This window comes from Trichodesmium erythraeum IMS101, from assembly GCF_000014265.1.
In the GTDB taxonomy this organism is placed as follows: Bacteria; Cyanobacteriota; Cyanobacteriia; order Cyanobacteriales; family Microcoleaceae; genus Trichodesmium; species Trichodesmium erythraeum.
The window spans coordinates 5,421,636-5,441,381 of the sequence record NC_008312.1 but is presented as its reverse complement, the minus strand read 5'-3'; the positions used below and the strand labels follow the sequence as shown (position 1 = coordinate 5,441,381).

Here is a 19,746-nt window from a genome sequence, read left to right as displayed (position 1 = left end):
AGTGTAAGGGCGAGCTTACCCTTATGACATAATTCTACCATAGTTGATTTATCAATGCAATACTAACCACACCTCTTTTTTTTGGTGCTTCAGAAAATGTTGAGGGGCGATCGCTCCAACTTTTTTCTAGACATTAACGATGAATTTTGCTTCTTTTATATGAACGGCTAATTTTAGGTTTGATTTTTCGACTTAATCTACGGCTTCTCTTTTTTTTAGAGCTTTAGAAAATGTTATTTGATACTTTCCTGAAATTGAAGCGATCGCCAACATTTTCTTGAATTATTTTCTGCATCTTTTCTATGTTGAATAAAAAGTCTAGTATAAGGGCGAGCTTACCCTTATGACATAACTCTACCATAGTTAATTTATCAATGCAATACTAACCACATTTCTCTTTTTTTTGGTCTTCAGAGAATGTTATTTTTTGATGGTTATCTGTTTAGGCGATCGCTTGATTTTTTTTGACTTAGTGCGAGGAAGTCAGAAGTTTATATCTATATATATAGATAGCTAATGTGGGTTTTCATTCTTCAACTCACCTATGGCCAAAACCATAAAAACCCTAAATCTCAAAAAAATTTCGACCCGCTAAAGCGGGAACCTCAAGGGAAAAGAAAAACAGGGCAAAGGGCAAAAGGGTAAAAGATAAGAGGGTTAAAGAGTTCTCCCGCCATCGCAGACAAGACGAAAACCAATAAAGTAGTAGGGGTCGTCGCGCCTAAAATAGTAGTCGCGAACCGCAGAACGGCAATAATTAGGAATGAAGTACCAAGAACCGCCCCGCAGCGGTGATCCATTTTTTTCTCCATCTAGCCAAACACTGCCGTCTGTAGGCGCACCATTATAGTTTTCATGCCCATCATCAGCACACCATTCCCAAACATTCCCGTGCATATCATATATACCAAAGGCATTAGGAGGAAAACTTCCCACATCTGTTGTTTCTCCCCGATATATTCCTTTAGGAGCATTGCCATAAGAATGGTCACCACGGTAGTTAACTAACTCAGAGGTTATAGTTTCTCCAAAATAAAAAGGAGTAGTAGTCCCGGCACGGCAGGCGTATTCCCACTGACTCTCGCTGGGTAGCCTGTAAATTTTCCCAATTTTTGATGATAGCTTTTGGCAAAACTCTGTAGCATTGTGCCAGTTTACTTGTTCTACTGGACGGCTTCCTCCCTTAAAATACGAAGGGTTATTTCCCATAATGGCTTGGTACTGGTCTTGAGTAATAGGATATTTGCTCATATAAAAAGGTTGGAGAGTTACTTCATGTTGGGGACCTTCATTAGATCTTCTGCTCCCCTCATTTCCCGCCGACCCCATGAGAAAACTTCCCCCAGGAATATAAACCATTTCTAATTTAATTCCACTACCCAAGTCTTCAAATTTTTGCCTAGCACTTCCCTGGTTAGAACTAATAACTTTGCCAGTATTGTTAACAGTAATTACCTCGAAAGTAAAGAGATCCCCTTTCGACTCCTGCTGCCTTTTAATTTCTTCCCAAACACCCAGAACAATATCTCGATTTTTCACCGCCTCAGTCAAACCCAAATTTATCGCCCGGTTATAATCATCAACTGCCCATTGATATTCACCTAATTTATAGTAAGCATAACCCCGATAATTAAATGCCACAGCGTGACTAGGATCTAACCTAATAACCTGAGTCAAATCATCAACCGCATCTCCATAATTTTCCAACTGAATATAAGCCAAACCTCGCCGATAATAACCATCAGCAAATTTAGGATTTAAACTTATAACATAGCCAAAATCAATAATTGCTTCCTCATATTTTTCGAGATTAAATTTATCAATTCCCCGGAGGTAACAAGAATTTATCAAACTCAATTTTTTCTGCTGACCCAGACCAACCAAACAGCGATTAACTTTACCTATAAATTCCTGATCCAGAGGCAGTAAATTTTTAGCCACCATATCAAATTTTTCCTTACCATTCTCCACAGAAAGATAACGAGAACTTAGCCAAGACTCGAAGCAAAAATCTAACATTTTTTCTGCCAAATTAGAATTAGATAAACCAGTCAAACCAAAAGCAATATCCGCAGCAAATCCTGGTACTAATTCGGAGCGGTCTTGTTCCATTGCTTTGAGACTACCAATATAACTTTCAACTACCATTTGAAATAGGTCATCTGCCAGACATTTTTCTATAGAAAATTCTGTTTCCAACTCTGCCAATAATTCTGGCAACTTCGGCGATAAATTAGTATTAATTAAATAATGAATATCAGTAAATAGGGCAGCAATAACATTATGATATGCTCCTAACAAAGCTGATAATTTACCAAAGTCTTTGCTATTGGTTTTGTAGGCTATTTCAAATTCTATTCCTTCCGCTTGTAGCTCTTTATCTTCTCTATAAATACTTAAATTTAAAGCATTATCTCCAGCAAATTTTTGATTTATCTCTTGTTCAGTTTTACCTCTTGCTAAGAGTTTTTGTTTAACATTAGTTTCCCAATGTAAGGCACGTTGAATAGCAAATTCATAGAGAACTTTCGGATAATGTAGCTGAGAAATTATGGTTTTGTAGAAGGGAGATATTTCTTGTCCCCCACTCCAATAGGCAACTTTGATATTAATTAAATCTCCATCTACTTCTGATTCTATTAATAGTATTGGTTCAGATTTTAAGCGACTAAATATAGTTTTAACTGCGCTACCTCCGGCAAAACGGTTACTATCCCAAGTATGGTCTATTAGTTCTGTGGGTCGTTGTTGGTTTTCTAGGGGATAGTGTTTTTCTAAGAAGTTTCGTAAGTGTTGAGAAAGGCGTTTTTCCACTTTAGGAAATGTGGAAGTTGAAGTTTTATTTAGATGTTCAAAACGGTCAAAGTCTATTTCTGGAGGTGCTAGTATTATTTGTACAGGAATGGGGTCGCGACCTTGATGATATTGGAGTATTTGCCAAGAATAATTTTTCAGAGGCCAGTTATCTAATTCTTTAATTTCTAGGGTAGTTTCTCGTTGATATACCGCGTTGAGATATTGGGTTTCTCGGTTATATTGAGCTGATTCAATTTGAAGTTGTTTTTGTTGTTGAAATAACCAGGTTTGAAATTCTTGGTTACTTTTAGCTATTTGCATATCTACGGCTTTAATAAATTCTTGAAGTTTCCGATTTTCTTGGCATTGGTATTCAACTATTTTTCCTTGAAATTCTTGACGGGCAATTTCTAGTTTTTGTTGAAATTGTTGATTATTCTGCTGCAACTTTATCTGAGACATTGTACGCATATATTCAATCTCAAATTGAGCGACTATTTGTTTTTCTTGTAATTCTTTTTGATGAGCTAGTCGTTGCCCTTCTAAATTTTGTTGCATTGTTCTACCGGAGGCACCATTAAAGGCATTAACTACTCCATTCCATGCTGAAGCTGCGGCGGGAGCAAGCAATGGAAGTAAAGGTATAGGCATAATTTTTTCCTTGTGATAATTATAAATTTTTTGTATGCTCAAAAAGTTTAATAAGCCAGGGTTTTCCTTTATAAACCTAACTTAAATTATCTATGATTAGATTAGATGTAAATCTGATCTAAATGTTAAGTTGACCTAGGGGATAAGCTTCTCTAAGGTTCTGAAACTAAACCTAAGTTATATTTTATTATGAGTTTGATTATTATTGATATTTTTCTTCAAGGAATTGTATTTTTCTATGGGGGATAAGCTCTACTTAAGTTATGAGACTCAACCTAAATTATCTAATAATTTCAGAGCTGACGAGAAATTTTTTGTCAGTTAAAAAAAGTCTTAGAAATTTAGAGTGCTTCAGAAAGTGAGCTCGGCTAAAGTTGTCAGACTCAACCTCTATTTTTCTAATAATTTCAGAGCTGACGAGAAATTTTTTGTCGGTTCAGAAAAGTCTCATAAATTTGGAGTGCTTCAGAAAGTGAGCTTGGCTAAAGCTGTCAGACTCAACCTCTATTTTTCTAATAATTTCAGAGCTGACGAGAAATTTTTTGTCGGTTTAGAAAAGTCTCATAAATTTGGAGTGCTTCAGAAAGTGAGCTTGGCTAAAGCTGTCAGACTCAACCTCTATTTTTCTAATAATTTCAGAGCTGACGAGAAATTTTTTGTCGGTTCAGAAAAGTCTCATAAATTTGGAGTGCTTCAGAAAGTGAGCTTGGCTAAAGCTGTCAGACTCAACCTCTATTTTTCTAATAATTTCAGAGCTGACGAGAAATTTTTTGTCGGTTCAAGAAAGTCTTATAAATTTAGAGTGCTTCAGAAAGTGAGCTTGGCTAAAGTTGTCAGACTCAACCTCTATTTTTCTAATAATTTCAGAGCTGACGAGAAATTTTTTGTCGGTTTAGAAAAGTCTCATAAATTTAGAGTGCTTCAGAAAGTGAGCTTGGCTAAAGCTGTCAGACTCAACCTCTATTTTTCTAATAATTTGAGAAATTATTGGAGTTTCCAAATTTGACTGATGAGCAATTTTTTGTCGGTTCAAAAAAGTCTCATAAATTTAGAGTGCTTCAGAAAGTGAGCTTGGCTAAAGCTGTCATACTCAACCTCTATTTTTCTAATAATTTCAGAGCTGACGAGAAATTTTTTGTCGGTTTAGAAAAGTCTCATAAATTTAGAGTGCTTCAGAAAGTGAGCTTGGCTAAAGCTGTCAGACTCAACCTCTATTTTTCTAATAATTTCAGAGCTGACGAGAAATTTTTTGTCGGTTTAGAAAAGTCTCATAAATTTAGAGTGCTTCAGAAAGTGAGCTTGGCTAAAGTTGTCAGACTCAACCTATATTTTTCTAATAATTTGAGAAATTATTGGAGTTTCCAAATTTGACTGATGAGCAATTTTTTGTCGGTTAAAAAAAGTCTCATAAATTTAGAGTGCTTCAGAAAGTGAGCTTGGCTAAAGTTGTCAGACTCAACCTCTATTTTTCTAATAATTTCATAGCTGATGGAAAATTTTTTGTCGCTTCAAAAAAGTCTTAGAAATTTAGAGTGCTTCAGAAAGTGAGCTCGGCTCCAGTTGTCAGACTCAACCTATATTTTTCTAATAATTTGAGAAATTATTGGAGTTTCCAAATTTGACTGATGAGCAATTTTTTGTCAGTTCAAGAAAGTCTCATAAATTTAGAGTGCTTCAGAAAGTGAGCTTGGCTAAAGCTGTCAGACTCAACCTCTATTTTTCTAATAATTTCATAGCTGATGGAAATTTTTTGTCGCTTCAAAAAAGTCTTAGAAATTTAGAGTGCTTCAGAAAGTGAGCTCGGCTCCAGTTGTCAGACTCAACCTATATTTTTCTAATAATTTCAGAGCTGACGAGAAATTTTTTGTCGGTTCAGAAAAGTCTCATAAATTTAGAGTGCTTCAGAAAGTGAGCTTGGCTAAAGCTGTCAGACTCAACCTCTATTTTTCTAATAATTTGAGAAATTATTGGAGTTTCCAAATTTGACTGATGAGCAATTTTTTGTCGGTTCAAAAAAGTCTCATAAATTTAGAGTGCTTCAGAAAGTGAGCTTGGCTAAAGCTGTCAGACTCAACCTCTATTTTTCTAATAATTTCAGAGCTGATGAGAAATTTTTTATCGGTAAAAAAAAAGCCTCAAAAAATTTGACAGCTTGAGAAAGTAAGCTAGGCTAAAAATGACTAAATAGACCTATATTTTAACTCTCAAAAGTATAATAACTTAAGAAAAAATTATTTTATATATGCTAAAAATTATAAATTTATGGTAAGAAAAAATCAGAATTTACTTTATAAAAACCTGTAATAAAGTATTGATTATCTCATTTTTTATGAGCAAAAACTACTATTTTTTAGAATCCATAATTTTTACTAAAACTGCCATATTAATTTGCAAAAATATGCAATAAAAAATGATTTTATAAAAGTTTAAACCTTCCCTTAAAACAATACTTAAATTTTGATATGAGAATTGCTATTGCCGATATAAACTATCACTAAAATCATGGTTTAAATATTTATTTAACCATCCGAAGTAGAGAAAAAAATCCTCATAAAAGAGACTATAATTGTTACTAATACCACCATAAAACAAAACAAATAATCGAATCAACTGTTTTTTTAATTAAACCCTAAAATAATATTTATATTATATAGCAAATTTAATCTCAATCAGATAAAAGCAAGCCAAATACCAGAGCTAAAGAAGTAATAAATTTGCTATAATATTATCTTGCTAAATATTTAATCCTCATATTTGATTATGGTTTATACTCGTAAAAAATTAAATTTATCCGAGATTCAACTCTCTTATCTAGAATGGCAGCCAAAAGAAAATCAGGATAAAAAACAACCACTTTTATTATTACATGGTTTAGCAGATTCAGCTTTAGTCTGGCTAAACTTAGGAGAATATTTAGCAGATAAATATCATATTGTTGCCCCAGATATGCGCGGTCATGGAGAAAGTGGAAAACCAGAAAGTGGTTATAGTTTTGAGAAAACAATTACCGATTTAGAAGCATTAATGGAGAATTTAAACTGGTCCTCAGCTAATATTTTAGGTCATTCTTGGACAGGAAAATTAGCTTGTATTTGGGCAAAAAAAAATCCAGAAATATTTAAAAGTATGATTTTAGTAGACCCAGTTTTTATTGGGAAAATGCCTGGATTACTTAAAGTTACTTTTCCTATTCTTTATAGAACCTTAGAAACTCTTAAAGGCATGGGTCCATTTAATAGTTTTACTGAGGCAGAAACTCAGGCAAAAGAGTTAGGAAAGTATAGGGGTTGGAGTAAAATTCAACAGATAGTTTTTCGGGAAAGTCTTGAGAAAAAAACTAATGGAAAGTGGGGAAGTAAATTTGTTATTTCTGCTAGGAATGAAATTTTTGAGGAAGTGATGAAAGTTCCTGGTTTAACAGAATATATTGATGTACCAACCTTATTTATTCAACCAGAAAAAGGCGTCAATAAAAACAATCGACAAATGAAACCTTATGCTAAATATTTAAGGAAATTAAAAATAGAAAAAATTCCTGGAAATCATTGGGTATTTTTGGTAGAACCAGAAAAATTTAATCAGAAAGTAGCAGAATTTTTAGAAAGCATTTGATATAATATTTAGGGATAACTAAAAAAATATTTTTAGGAGGTAGAGATTAAAAAAAAATTAGAAGTTAAAAGGAACAGGGAATTATAAAAGAAATATTCAGATATATTTGCCCTTAACTTTTTAACAATTATTCTGCAAAAAATCCTGATTTTTTAGTCATTATCATTCAAAGGATTGTACTTTTTTTCACTCCAACAATGCATTTAACTTTATCTGTAAACGCTTTAATATTTAAATCATCAAGATCTAGGAATAAATAGGTATAGTAATCATATCTACTTTCAACCATTTAATTCTATTGTAATTAATTTTTATCTACTTCAAAATGAACAAACAAAAACAATCAAAATCCCATTTTATTGCACCTAAATTACTCAAAACAATAGAACATGAAACACCAATGAGCAAATTCTATAGAACAGCAACTTATATGAGTCGAATAAACGAAGCAGGTAATATTAATTTAATTTTGGGAGATTCTCATGAAATGCCTTTACCTGGATTTGTTGAAGCTTTACAAAAGAATGCAATAGCGAGTAAAATAGGGTATTATGGCTATAAAATGAATTTACCTGAAACTAGAAAAATTGTCTCTCAGGCACTAAAAAAACATAGAGGAATATCTATTTTACCTGATGATATTTTTATGACAAATGGTACAGTTATCGGTTTAGCAATATGTTTAAAACTATTAGTTCAAGAAGGGGATGAAGTGATTATTAATCTTCCTCCCTGGTTAGGCTATCGCGGAATGATTAATGCAGTAGGTGCTAAATCTGTGGGCATTCCAGTCATGGCTAAAACCTTTGATTTAGACCTAGAAAAAATCGCAAATTCTATTACAGAAAGAACTCGCGCTATTCTAATTAATTCCCCTCATAATCCAACAGGTAAAATATTATCTGAAAAAACATTAGAGAATTTAGGTAATTTATTAACTGAAGCTTCTAAAAATTATGGCAAACCAATTTATTTAATTTCTGATGAAACATTTAGTCGTGTTGTTTTTAATCATCAAAATTGCCCGAGTCCGACACAATTTTATCCCCTTTCTTTTTTAGTATATAGTTATAGCAAGACTTGGATAGCTCCTGGTCAAAGAATAGGTTATATTGCTCTTCCTGAAACTATGCCAGAACGTGAACAGATCAGAAATTTAATTGGTCGATTACAAACCTTATATTTTGGTTGGTGTTTTCCTAGTGCCCTAATGCAATATGCCTTAGAAGATTTGGAAAATTTAAAACTAAATATTAAACATTTACAAGATAAAAGGGATTGGATAATTCAAGAATTACAGAAAATTGGATATGAAGTAAACGTACCACAGGGAACCTTCTTCTTATTAGTAAAATCTCCTTATAAAGATGACTGTGCTTTTGCCGAATTATTAACTAACTATGGAGTATTTGTTTTGCCAGGAACTCCCCAAGAAATTCCTGGTTATTTTCGGATATCTTTGACAGCAAATAAAGATATGCTTACTCAAGCATTGCCAAAATTTAAATTAGCTAGAGAACAAGCAATTATGACCTAAATTAACAATTAAAATTACATTATTTTAAAGAATCATAGTTCCTAGCTAAAGAAAATGTAAAAAAAAATTGATAAATAATATTACTATGTGGTTTATACTTATGAAAAGTGCTATAATATAAATAAAAAAATATCTTGAAAAAACTATTAATCAACTTGTGAATCAAGAAATTGCAGGAGTGAAAAAAAACACAAAAAATTAAAATTACCCTGAATCTTAAAAGTAATTTGTGCTAATAAATCAACTGTTTTTAGGCAAATTTAATTATGCTATAAATTTGAAGCGATCGCCCACTCTTAGATATGCGATCACCTATATTACTTAGTACTATACATAATATACTTGCCTAAAACCTATAACTGAAATCTACTTCTTTCATTCCCTTAACTAGGGCACTTAACCCCATCCCTAATCTGGTTAAATATCTAAAAGCTTTTCATAATAAGCCATAGCTCAATTTTTATTTAAGATGAGACACTCAAACTCAGAAAAAAAAGACAGCAAACTGCCTTCAACTTCCGTAGTAATAGCGATCGCAAAACTTTAGAATTAAATAGCCTTACTATCTCTTTCTCATGAGTTAGCTCCAATGCCCACATCATCTCTTAACAGAAACTTTACACCCCTGAAAAGTTAAACCTACTTAACTTTTAACTTTTGAGCGACAAGATAATTCGAAAACCCTTACCATTACTACGGATATCGGCATGGGCATAAACACGCCCAGCACTCCGGCAATACCTAGAACCGTCAGACCAGTTACCACCACGGAGCAGTCGATAACTATTGCTTCGCCCACTTTCCCAAGCACTTCCGTCGATAGGCGCTCCCTTGTAACTATTATGCCAAACATCCTGACACCATTCCGAGATATTGCCGTGCATATCGTATAAACCAAATGCATTAGGTGGAAAAATTCCTACATCAGTTGTTTCTTGCCGATATTCTCCTTTAGGAGCATCGCCATAAGGATGGTTAGCATTATAGTTAACTAACTCAGACGTTATAGTATCTTGAAAATAGAAAGGAGTAACTGTACCAGCACGACAGGCATATTCCCACTGACTCTCACTCGGCAGCACATAAACGTCCCCAGTTTTTGATGATAGTTTTTGACAAAACTCCGTAGCATCATACCAGTTCACATATTCTACTGGACGACTTTCTCCTTCAAAACTAGAAGGATTATTTCCCATAATAGCTTGATACTGATTTTGAGTAATAGGATATTTACTCATATAAAAGGCTTGAAGAATTACTTCATGTTGTGGACTTTCATTAGAATTTCTTGCCTCTTCATCTTTCGGCGATCCCATTAGAAAACTTCCCCCAGGAACATAAATCATTTCCAACTCAATACCATTGCCCAAGTCTTCAATTTTTTGGCTAGGAAGTTCCAGGGCTTTCGGGGGAATTTCCAGAATAGGAACTTCAGTAATGCTGTTAGTAACATTATCAGATAGGCTCTCCTTTTTATCTTCAGCCAAATCAACCATGCAGCGATTAACTTTAGTCATAAATTCCTGATCCAGAGGTAGTAAATTTTCAGTAACTAGATCAAATTTTTCTTTGCCGTTCTTAGGGAAAAGATAGCGGGAATTTAGCCAAGACTCTAAAGCAAAATCTAACATTTGTTCTGCCCAAATAGGATTAGATAAACGAGCCAAACCAAGAGCAATATCAACAGCAAATTCTGGTACTAACTCAGAGCGGTCTTGTTCCATCGCTCTGAGACTGCCAATATAACTTTCAACCACCATTTTAAATAAGTCTTCTCCCAGACGTTTATCCACCGAAAACTCTGTTTCTAGCTCTGCCAATAACTCTGGCAATTTAGGTGATAAATTAGTATGAATTAAGTAATGGATATCAGTAAATAGAGCAACAATAATATTATGATATGCTCCCAACAAAGCTGATAACTTGTCAAAATCCTCCTGATTAGTTTTGTATTGACGTTCAAACTCTATTCCAGCTAGTTTGTCTTGTTCATATTTTCTGTAAATCTGCAAATTTAACAGATTATCTCCTCCATATTCTTGATCTATTTCTTGTTCATTTACCCCTTGTGCCAGGAGTTTCTGTTTAACATTTGCTTCCCAATGTAAGGCACGTTGAATAGCAAATGCATAGATAATTTTCGGATAATGCAAATGAGAAATTATAGTTTTGTAGAAAGGAGAAACTTCTTGCCCACCACTCCAATAGGCAAGTTGAATATTAATAAATCCTCCATCTACTTCTGATTCTATTAATACTATTGGTTCCGACTTTAACCGACTAAATATAGTTTTTACCGCGCTACCTCCAGCAAAACGATTACTCTCCCAAGCATGGTCTATTAGCTCCGTTGGTCTTTGTTGGTTTTCTACAGGATAATATTTTTGTAGGAAGTTTTTTAAGTATTGAGAAAGACGTTTTTCTACTTGAGGAAATTCTGGTTTAGAAGTTGAATTGATACTCTGAAAACGATCATAATTTACCTCTGGAGGTGCAAGTATTATTTGTATAGGAATAGGATTTCTGTCTTGATGATATTGGAGTATTTGCCAGGGATAATTTTTGAGCGGCCAGTTTTCTAATTCTTTGATTTCTAGGGCAATTTCCCGTTGATATGCTGCGTTCAAATATTGGGTTTCTCGATTATATTGAGATAGTTCAATTTGGACTTTTTTTTGTTGTTTAAATAGCCAGGTTTTAAATTCTTTGTTACTATTAGCTATTTGCATATTTACTATTTTAATAAAATCTTGAAGTTGCCGATTTTTTTGGTATTGGTACTCAGCAATTTTAGCTTGAAATTCTTTACGAGCAACTTCGAGTCTTTGTTGAAATTCTGGATGATTGTGTTGTAACTTAATCTGAGATATAGTACGCATATATTTAATCTCAAATTGAGCAACTATTTGTTTTTCTTGTAATTCTTTTTGATGAGCTAGTTGTTGTCCTTCTAAATTTTTTGGCATAGTTCTACCGAATGCCAAATTAAAGGCATTAACACAGCTATTCCATACGGCAGCTCCGGTAGTAGTAACAAATGGAAGTAAAGGTACAGCCATAATTTTTTTCCTTCTGATAATTATGAATTTTTTTGAAGCTCAAACAGTTTAAGAAATATTGGGTTGCTCCTACAGATAAGCTCCGCTAATAATCCTTAACCCAACCAGAATATGAAGTAAAGTAACTTTAAATGTAACTTTTACGAGCTTTTTCTTGTCGCTTTTACTTGGAATATATGTTTAGAAAAAAAAGTATAAAAATAGGAATAATCAGTGCTATGATTTCTTCTTTCTTTGCTTTCTATATCAACAATATGAACAATAATTATTGGGATTTATCAATTCCTGTAAGCAGCACAACCATTACTTTTTTTTGGTTGATACTTAATCTTTTGTTGTAGTCAGCTAGCTTAACCAAAACTTTGTAAAAGTGGTAGATAGGATAGGAGGTAAATAGTTGCTAGCATCTCAATATTTAACTTAGTATAGCACTAAATGCAAATCAAAAGTGAAAAGTCAACTACCCCAGACCCCCACTAACCCCCAAGGAGAAAAGTCAAAAGTATTTCTCTAACTGAATTTTGACTACGGAAATACTCCGCCAACAGGATTTACCAATGCCCGTCCTCTAAATACATAGTACTATATTTTTAATCAGCTTTAATTAGCTGTTAAAGTTTAAACCTCGTTCTTTGCGGGCATCTTGCCTGCTATCAACATATCTACAGTATAGGTATCTTACCCACAAAGAGACCTTTACAAAAATACCGATTTTAGAATAGCCAGGCAAGAGGCAAGAAAACCTTTTCTGAAGATACCTAACAATGTACTTGAGTGAGATGAAGTTCGCTATAACTTTTAACTTCAGCAGCGCACCCTACTCAACCACAACTACAAAAACTCACGCCCCATATAAGGTTGCAAAACCTCCGGAACTTTCACACTACCATCAACCTGCTGATAATTTTCCAAAATAGCTGCCATAGTTCTCCCGACCGCTAAACCCGAACCATTCAGAGCGTGAACATATTGAGTACCCTTTTTATTTCTTTCCTTAAATCTAATATTCGCCCGACGTGCCTGAAAATCTTTCACATTAGAACAACTAGAAATTTCCCGATAAGTTCCTGATGATGGTAACCAAACTTCTAAATCATAACACTTAGCTGCAGAAAAACCTAAATCTCCACTACACAACTCTAAAATTCTATAAGGTAACTTCAGTGCTTGCAAAATAGCTTCTGCATCTGCCACCAATTTTTGATGTTCCTCTTCAGAGGTCTCAGGATGTACAATTTTTACCATCTCCACCTTATTAAATTGATGTAGTCGGATGAGTCCTCTAGTATCTTTGCCATAAGCCCCAGCTTCTCGGCGAAAACAGGGAGTAAAAGCACAATGATAAATAGGTAGTTGTTCGGCACTCAGAATTTCATCCCGATAAAGATTCATAGTTGAAACTTCCGAGGTAGGTATTAACCAAAGGTCATCTGCAGCACACTTAAAACTTTCCTCCGCAAATTTTGGTAGTTGACCTGTAGCAGTCAAAGACTGACTATTGACTAATAGTGGCGCCATAACCTCAACATAACCAACTTGAATATGACGCTTAAGCATAAATTGAATAATGGCTCGTTCTAATGCTGCACCTGCTCCCATCAAAGCAACAAAACGACTTTGAGCAATTTTTACTCCTCGCTCAAAGTCCATAATGCCTAGTTTTTCTCCTATTTCATAATGAGGTATAATTTTAGGATTTTGAGGAATGTATTCATCACCCCACCGTTTAACTTCTATATTTTCTGCTTCACTTTTTCCTATAGGTGTAGACTCACTAGGTAAATTAGGGAGAGGTAAGAGTAAAGCTTCTATTTTAGCCTTTAGTTCTTTTTCTTCAGGTTCTAGTTCACTGAGTTTAGCTTTGACTTTGTTCCCCTCTTCTTTTAAGGCTTTAATTTCTGTACCTTTAGGGTCACTACCTGATTTAATTTTTTCCCCTACTTGTTTGCCGACTTGGTTACTACGAGCTTGGAGTTGCGATCGCTCTGTTTCTAGTTGTCGCTGTTTTTCATCCAACTCTATAATTGGCTGTAAGTCATACTCTCCACGACGCTTGAGTAATTCTTGTACTATTTGTGGATTTTCTCTAATTTGTCTAATGTCTAACATCGTTTTTCCCTATACCCTTAACTTGTCCCATTTAACAGAATGACTCTGAGAAATACGATTTTAAAGTATAAGTGATATTCTGCCGTTGTAAATTTCCAAAAATTGAATCAAATTATTTTTCTTCACCAAAAATTTTTTTTTCGATCTAAATTTTATGATATGATAATGAATCTTAAGGTCTAATTATAATTTTATTAATTTTCCCAACAGTAAAATATGAGATTTGTATATCCATTGACAACTACATTATTAACAGTATTTTGGTTAACAATTCCAGTATTTGCTCAGTCTAAGTCTAATTCTATGGAACGGATCAAAACTATTCAGCGTTTATTATCTACTTATGAATGTCCTAGTTGTGATTTGAGGGAAGCTGACTTAAGCGAAGCTGATTTAAGTGAAGCAAACTTACTAGGAGCTAATTTACAAAAAGCTAACTTAAAAAATACTAACTTGCGAGGAGCAATTTTAAGCAGTGCAAATTTAATTGAGGCAAATTTAGCAGGAGCTAATTTATCAGGTGCAATTATGCACAGTACAACTATGCGACTGGCTAATCTCAGAGATGCTGACTTATCTTGGGCTGACTTATACCAAGCATATCTTAAGCAGGCCAAGTTAAATGGAGCTAATTTATATAATGCAAATCTTAATGAAGCTAAATTAGACCAGACTGATTTTTGTGACGCTACTTTACCTAATGGTAAAATCAAAAATTGTTAATCAAAATCAATGTTCAATAACTTAATTAGTGTAAAAGTGTAAAAATTTACTAATTTTTTAGGTATAAGCTAAAAGTCATGTTTATTTTATATTTTCTGTTGTTTTTTGGCTATTGCTTATTCCCTTTGACAAAAATTGAATATATATAATTGAAATACTCAACAGCTTAATTCTAAGTAAAAGAAGAAATCACAGAAATTTCATCAATTACTTTAATACGTCCTTTACAAATAGATCGAAGTAGCCGGTTAACTGAAAGCTTTTCGTCTTCTGCCAAAGAATCATCAAATATAGCTGCCATTAATCCATAACGGTCAGCCAAAGTAATATATCCTGTGGAATTAGCATTAGCAAAAAGGTCTCCTAATGCAAATGGTAATAGATGAATAGGAGGTTCTATATACATAACAATTATCTTTATATTCTACATTTATATTATCATTGATAATTTATTATTACATGGTGATATAAACTTAAAACAATAAGGGATCATAATTACAATATTTAATGATCATAATCACAATGACTGTTTGATTTTAAATAGAAAGAGTGACTTAGATAGTATTAGTGACAAGTTAAGCTTGTAAGTCTTTTGTAAATAGGGCTGGAGAACATTCTTGAAAAAAAATTGGTCAGCTCCTAGTTGAAGCTCAAGAAAAGGTGCGTTAATTAATTTAACATTTTGTTTTCGCTGCTCTGCTATTTAATAATTCCTAACTATTGATTTTGAGGGTCAGCAAAATATTTAATAAGGTCTTTGGTCTTGCTTTTTTGGTAAGCCCTAGTCAAAAAATAAAGACCACGATAAATCATATAATCATGAGATTTTATCCAAGGCTATAGAAAATTCATCGGTTACGGCATTACCTCAATTTACACTCAAAAGCATAAAATAACCAGGTCGCCCAAACTTGTAACTTAAAATTAATAGATAAATTAATAGACTAAATATTACATAAATAGATGTGGCATATTATTTGGAAATAGTATAGTAGTAGACTGAAACATATAAGATTGTGTGATTAATATATAATATGCCTTAAAATGTAGCAAAATACCCTTAGAGTAACCCCAGCACAATCAAGTTAGGGGGAGAGGTGTGTTAGGCTTCACTTCCTTCTATAAAAGCCTACATTTTTAGGGTTGTCAGGTTTAGTAGTTGACTAACAAAGCTCAAACTATGCAGAGCAATTCTTTTATATCTATAATTATTACTTATGTCAAGGTTTTACCATTTTTACCAGAAGCAAATTCTAGTTTAAATTGTTGTTGGGAATTAAGGAAGAAAATGACTAAAAACCTTATCAATTAAGATTTACCGACATTTAAAATCATAAAATCCTGAAATTCTTATATAGTAAGCTTTTGAGGATTTGAAAATTTCCCACACTCAATGACTCTATTAGATATCTCCTCCGAAAGGTTTTTAAGCCCTTACCTCGCCGTCTCCAAATCTGCATTTTTGGAGAAGTCTACTTACTGGAAATAAACCAGCCCTAAAATCTAACCCTCAAAATTAAGCTGTGTCCTACTACTAGTATACATAATTCTCAGGAGATTCTGAAATTCTTATTCCTTAGTCAGGACAATAATTTAACTTTTGACTTAGTATATAATTCTAATTTAATTAGTAATGGAAGTCAACTTAAAATATCTATTATACCCTTTCTCGGAAGTTAAAAGTTGACAAAGTTGTGCTCAAGAAGTTAAAATAATATTAAGATAAAAACAGTCAGCCTAATCTGGCCATAAAAGCACAGCAAAGGTGCTGCTAGAGCGGAGGAACCAAAAATTAGGGGCTTATCTCTGAATAAAAGTCTTTATCTAAGATTAATAAATTTAAAGATGTAGAGAAGGGCATCTCTCAGCCCTAGCCCGTCAGCTAACTTCGTAGGCATTGAGAGGAGAATGAAGAGTCAACTTTCTATAACAATTAGACAGATTGTCGATTCAAAATCCTTAGTTTGTATAGGTCTGATTGGTTGCGTTTAATAAATTGACTCTGACGATATAGAAAAATGGCAGAAAAACTGAATAATTCCCTTTTTGCAAGGCTTGCTATAGTTATTTCAATACCTAAAGAAGTTGTATGTTGCTTTGCTGCGCTGGACTTAATTTTATTGTCGGTATTAGGATTTCTTTGGACAATCATATTGTGGTCTATCGTTAATACCTTTTTCACAACATCTATACCTAGTCCTTGTTTACCAACAGTTATCAACACAGTTATAAGTGTTTCTAAGGTTTTAAGAGAATACTTAGAAGTGGCGCAAGCTTTCTGGAATTGCTGCACAATAAATCACTGTATAAGTAACTTGTCTGTTCCTGAAGTTGTTCCGAAATTTGAGAAAACCTATGTATCTGTTTAGTATTGACTATCTAAATTGTAATAGGTGCTCTCAAGTAAGAAGTGATATCATCAGTGCTTAGACTGTTTATTTTACTGCATTTGTTTGAAATAAATATCATTTTCGGGAGATAAGGTGCAGGAGGTGCAGGGAAGATAGGGATAGGGTTAAATCTTAAATTAAGTATCAAATAGAATTGTAGCTTTATAATTAAAAAAACCTTGTCACGTAATATTTTTTTCCAAAATGACGAATATCTCTGGTAGTCAAACAACTTTCATTGAGAAAAATGGCTAATAGCGATCGCTGAGACAGATAAAGTAAATCTTTCATTGCGCAGACAGCAGGTAATGGTTGTTCCACAAAACAACCTCAACTGTCGCCAACCAGTCACAAATTTTTACAGCATCTTCCAAACTCCAGCCTCCATTTACATCTACGTATAATACTGTATATGAGGGTTGCTTTCTCTTGAAGTGCTATTAACATTGCTTGATATGCTTCAATACTTTCAGGAGTGCCTAATTTAACTTTTAACATCCGCACATCAATAAATTTTAGTCAGTTTCGCACTCCCTATTTAGCAATTTCGGGGATACTGATACCAATAGTAACTGGGCTGGGAACAATGCGATCGCTTTCTAATCTCCAAAGTCGCCATAAAGGCCACCCTATTTTTTTCCTACCCAGTCATGCAAGGTAATATCAATAACTGCTAAGGATGCTGATAGTATTTGTAATTCTGTTAAGACTTGCTCAATTTGTTTCTGCTCAAGAGAATTAAACTTTTCTAGAGCATAGATAACTTATTGTATAGCTTGCTATATAGTTGTAGTAGGTGATAGTTTTTCTCCTACTGAAAATGGTGAAGCTTCTCTCCAACCTTCGATATTTTTTTGTTGTATTTTTACCAAAACATTGTTACTCTCAGCAGTAGTTCCTTGACTAATAGTTAAAATAAATATTTTATGAAAAGTAAATGTTTAAAGATTAATTGGCAACCATTAAGTACCGGAGTATAAGTAAAATTAATTTTGAGTAAAAATTTAGCTATCAGCTATGAGTTATTAACTGACTATTAGCACTCATTTATATATTAAATTTTAGTAGGTTTGGTGCTTTAAGCTTTCAGGTTAACAGCAGAAATTATAAGATAAAAAAAAATGATTGAACTCAAAAGTTATTGAGATTCAAAAGTGTGAGCAAAATAAATTAATTTTACAGTAAAATTTTATCAATTAATTTTTCAACCTAAAACCTAAAACCTAAAACCTAAAACTTGAACATAATTACTAATCGGGACGTTGTATGTAACTTCCCTAACTACTCTCTACTACCTACTCCCTAATCCCTATTATGAAAAATAACCAAAATTTTTGGCAAGTAATCTTGAATTTGAGCTTAATTACAATTGTTTTACTTTGGATTAATGATGCAGCAGCAGAAAACCTTGCTGAGAGAATCGGTAATTTTCCTAACTGGGAAAATAAACCATTAATTAGTGCTCCTAAAACAGATTTAATTTATCCAGACTGGATGGCAGGAAATTGGAATGTAGAAAGTACTTTAATAGATATGGTCGCTCCATTAGCTCCAAAAATTATTACACCAGGTTTTGAAAAAAATCGTCAATATTTGTATCAACCAGTAAATTTTCAAGTTAAATTTATTAAGCTTAAATCAAGCTTAAATACCAAAGAAATATCGGAACAAAAATTAATAAATTTTCCTACATCTTGGTCTTCTGTGATTAATAATAACAAAATTGAAAAATTAGATTTACCTCCAGAAGCAGTTATCGCTGACCGAGAATTTAATGGGTTGAATATTGGCAAAGCATTTTTAGGTGATGATGCCATTTTATCTGTTAAAATCAACCAATATAATCCTAATCGTCAGACAACTATTTTAGCAGATAATTTAGAGTTAGTTTCAATTATTACTAGTCGCGCTAGCGAACAATTAAACCCAGATAATTTTATTACCTGTGAAATAACTCAACAGTTATTTCAGGGGGAGAAAATGATTTATTTAAATGAGGTAGAAACAACTACAGATTATCATCATATTATTGATGAATATCAAGGAGAAATAATTGAGGCAAATCAGATAACAGCAATTTATTTATCTCCTCAAGATCCTAATTATTTTTTAGTAGCAAATCACCCTGTAGCATTGTATCGTTATCAATTAAGATTATCTGCTGTTCAATAAAACTTATAAAAATTCCTAATTTAGGGTAATACAGTTCAGTTCAGTTAAGGATTTTTTTGCCATTCTCTAATCTGAAAAGTTCATCTAATGGTTCCAGACTTTATGAGTTTTCACTATCAACAATGTCTGTAATTTTTGTTGCTGCTGAATTATTAACTATGTTCAAATAATATTTTATCTAAATATTGGTAAAAGATCCGCGCTCTCGACATATTGGTGATAGAGTCGAATAGAGCTTAAGTTAGAATTTACTCTATATAAATTGTTAGCCATAGGAGAAGTTAATTCACCTATTTGTCCAATACAATCACCAAATTGTTGCCAATATTGAATTGTTGACAAGGAAGGGTTCAGTAATACATAAGCAGACTTTGTAGATGGTTTCAATAGTGGGATTTTTATTCATAGTTTTTATCCCTATTTCTTTCTGAAGTAGGTAAGTTTGATGGAGTGTTTCTACAATGTTTTGTTGATAATATATGAGGTCATTCTGAAAAGCTTTATAATCAAGCATTGATGGCGAACCAAAAGCAATAGCTAAATGCCCTATGCTTACCATTGATTAAATTATTTATTAGCATTTATTCTGTTAATAAATATCTCCAAGAATAAAAAATAAAATTAATTATCGTACAGAAATAATCAATTATTTTCCACTACTAATAAATACTATTTTATTCTAGTAAAACCTATCGTG

At 33.1% G+C, this 19,746-nt stretch carries 14 protein-coding genes and 1 riboswitch; of the genes, 8 read left to right on the top strand and 6 right to left on the bottom strand.

All coding sequences use genetic code 11. The features are described 5' to 3' along the window. Positions 1-657: 657 nt before the first annotated feature. Positions 658-3,447, bottom strand: a complete 2,790-nt coding sequence (locus TERY_RS37265; protein WP_011612959.1) for an SUMF1/EgtB/PvdO family nonheme iron enzyme — start codon at positions 3,445-3,447, stop codon at positions 658-660. 358 nt (positions 3,448-3,805) lie between these two features. On the opposite strand from TERY_RS37265, the gene TERY_RS16950 reads away from it, so the two are divergent. From TERY_RS16950 to TERY_RS16930, 4 genes are all read left to right on the top strand, one after another. Then, entirely contained in the window at positions 3,806-4,453 is a 648-nt protein-coding gene (locus tag TERY_RS16950; RefSeq protein WP_044136887.1) for a hypothetical protein, read from the top strand. Further along, the gene (locus tag TERY_RS16945; RefSeq protein WP_196797099.1) at positions 4,450-4,818 is read left to right on the top strand and encodes a hypothetical protein; all 369 of its coding nucleotides are present in this window, start codon (positions 4,450-4,452) and stop codon (positions 4,816-4,818) included. The genes TERY_RS16950 and TERY_RS16945 overlap by 4 nt, the downstream gene beginning before the upstream one ends. 1,389 nt (positions 4,819-6,207) lie before the next feature. Continuing rightward, complete coding sequence (locus TERY_RS16935; protein WP_011612957.1) at positions 6,208-7,059, top strand: alpha/beta fold hydrolase; 852 nt, start codon at positions 6,208-6,210, stop codon at positions 7,057-7,059. A gap of 325 nt (positions 7,060-7,384) precedes the next feature. Beyond that, a complete protein-coding gene (locus TERY_RS16930; RefSeq protein WP_011612956.1) occupies positions 7,385-8,596 on the top strand; it encodes an aminotransferase class I/II-fold pyridoxal phosphate-dependent enzyme in 1,212 nt (403 codons plus the stop codon). Positions 8,597-9,246: 650 nt separating this feature from the next. On the opposite strand, the gene TERY_RS25620 is transcribed toward TERY_RS16930, so the two are convergent. Both TERY_RS25620 and serS read right to left on the bottom strand, forming a co-directional pair. After that, positions 9,247-11,655 (bottom strand): SUMF1/EgtB/PvdO family nonheme iron enzyme, encoded by a 2,409-nt coding sequence (locus TERY_RS25620; protein WP_011612955.1) that lies wholly within the window; start codon positions 11,653-11,655, stop codon positions 9,247-9,249. A gap of 831 nt (positions 11,656-12,486) precedes the next feature. Further along, positions 12,487-13,764 carry a serine--tRNA ligase gene (serS, locus tag TERY_RS16920; protein ID WP_011612954.1) on the bottom strand — a complete coding sequence of 426 codons (1,278 nt, stop codon included), beginning with the start codon at positions 13,762-13,764 and terminating at the stop codon, positions 12,487-12,489. 216 nt (positions 13,765-13,980) lie between these two features. On the opposite strand from serS, the gene TERY_RS16915 reads away from it, so the two are divergent. Further along, positions 13,981-14,487: a pentapeptide repeat-containing protein gene (locus tag TERY_RS16915; protein ID WP_011612953.1), complete on the top strand. Its 507-nt coding sequence runs from the start codon at positions 13,981-13,983 to the stop codon at positions 14,485-14,487. 172 nt (positions 14,488-14,659) lie between these two features. Here the strand turns inward: TERY_RS16915 and TERY_RS16910 are convergent, their stop codons facing one another. Next, a complete protein-coding gene (locus tag TERY_RS16910) occupies positions 14,660-14,893 on the bottom strand; it encodes a hypothetical protein (protein ID WP_011612952.1) in 234 nt (77 codons plus the stop codon). 1,318 nt (positions 14,894-16,211) lie between these two features. Further along, a riboswitch (cyclic di-AMP (ydaO/yuaA leader) is annotated at positions 16,212-16,399 on the top strand. Between the two features lie 106 nt (positions 16,400-16,505). Between TERY_RS16910 and TERY_RS33375 the strand changes: the two genes are divergently transcribed. Continuing rightward, positions 16,506-16,856, top strand: coding sequence for a hypothetical protein (locus TERY_RS33375; RefSeq protein ID WP_155994468.1), 351 nt, complete (start codon positions 16,506-16,508; stop codon positions 16,854-16,856). 189 nt (positions 16,857-17,045) lie between these two features. Here TERY_RS33375 and TERY_RS33370 read toward each other — a convergent pair whose 3' ends face one another. Further along, the gene (locus TERY_RS33370) at positions 17,046-17,198 is read right to left on the bottom strand and encodes a hypothetical protein (RefSeq protein WP_155994467.1); all 153 of its coding nucleotides are present in this window, start codon (positions 17,196-17,198) and stop codon (positions 17,046-17,048) included. A 154-nt stretch (positions 17,199-17,352) separates the two neighbouring features. Here TERY_RS33370 and TERY_RS33365 point away from each other — a divergent pair, with 154 nt between their 5' ends. Both TERY_RS33365 and TERY_RS16900 read left to right on the top strand, forming a co-directional pair. Beyond that, complete coding sequence (locus tag TERY_RS33365; protein ID WP_155994466.1) at positions 17,353-17,538, top strand: hypothetical protein; 186 nt, start codon at positions 17,353-17,355, stop codon at positions 17,536-17,538. A gap of 653 nt (positions 17,539-18,191) precedes the next feature. After that, positions 18,192-19,049: a DUF6816 family protein gene (locus tag TERY_RS16900; RefSeq protein WP_011612951.1), complete on the top strand. Its 858-nt coding sequence runs from the start codon at positions 18,192-18,194 to the stop codon at positions 19,047-19,049. A gap of 307 nt (positions 19,050-19,356) precedes the next feature. Here TERY_RS16900 and TERY_RS35265 read toward each other — a convergent pair whose 3' ends face one another. Further along, positions 19,357-19,608, bottom strand: coding sequence for a hypothetical protein (locus TERY_RS35265; protein WP_011612950.1), 252 nt, complete (start codon positions 19,606-19,608; stop codon positions 19,357-19,359). Positions 19,609-19,746 lie beyond the last annotated feature (138 nt).

What these genes read in the sequence shown, in the direction of transcription:
- TERY_RS37265 (WP_011612959.1), bottom strand. Translation starts at nt 3,447, where the DNA reads ATGCCTATACCTTTACTTCCATTGCTTGCTCCCGCCGCAGCTTCAGCA.
- TERY_RS16935 (WP_011612957.1), top strand. Translation starts at nt 6,208, where the DNA reads ATGGTTTATACTCGTAAAAAATTAAATTTATCCGAGATTCAACTCTCT.
- TERY_RS16930 (WP_011612956.1), top strand. Translation starts at nt 7,385, where the DNA reads ATGAACAAACAAAAACAATCAAAATCCCATTTTATTGCACCTAAATTA.
- TERY_RS25620 (WP_011612955.1), bottom strand. Translation starts at nt 11,655, where the DNA reads ATGGCTGTACCTTTACTTCCATTTGTTACTACTACCGGAGCTGCCGTA.
- serS (WP_011612954.1), bottom strand. Translation starts at nt 13,764, where the DNA reads ATGTTAGACATTAGACAAATTAGAGAAAATCCACAAATAGTACAAGAA.
- TERY_RS16915 (WP_011612953.1), top strand. Translation starts at nt 13,981, where the DNA reads ATGAGATTTGTATATCCATTGACAACTACATTATTAACAGTATTTTGG.
- TERY_RS16910 (WP_011612952.1), bottom strand. Translation starts at nt 14,893, where the DNA reads ATGTATATAGAACCTCCTATTCATCTATTACCATTTGCATTAGGAGAC.
- TERY_RS33375 (WP_155994468.1), top strand. Translation starts at nt 16,506, where the DNA reads ATGGCAGAAAAACTGAATAATTCCCTTTTTGCAAGGCTTGCTATAGTT.
- TERY_RS16900 (WP_011612951.1), top strand. Translation starts at nt 18,192, where the DNA reads ATGAAAAATAACCAAAATTTTTGGCAAGTAATCTTGAATTTGAGCTTA.
- TERY_RS35265 (WP_011612950.1), bottom strand. Translation starts at nt 19,608, where the DNA reads ATGGTAAGCATAGGGCATTTAGCTATTGCTTTTGGTTCGCCATCAATG.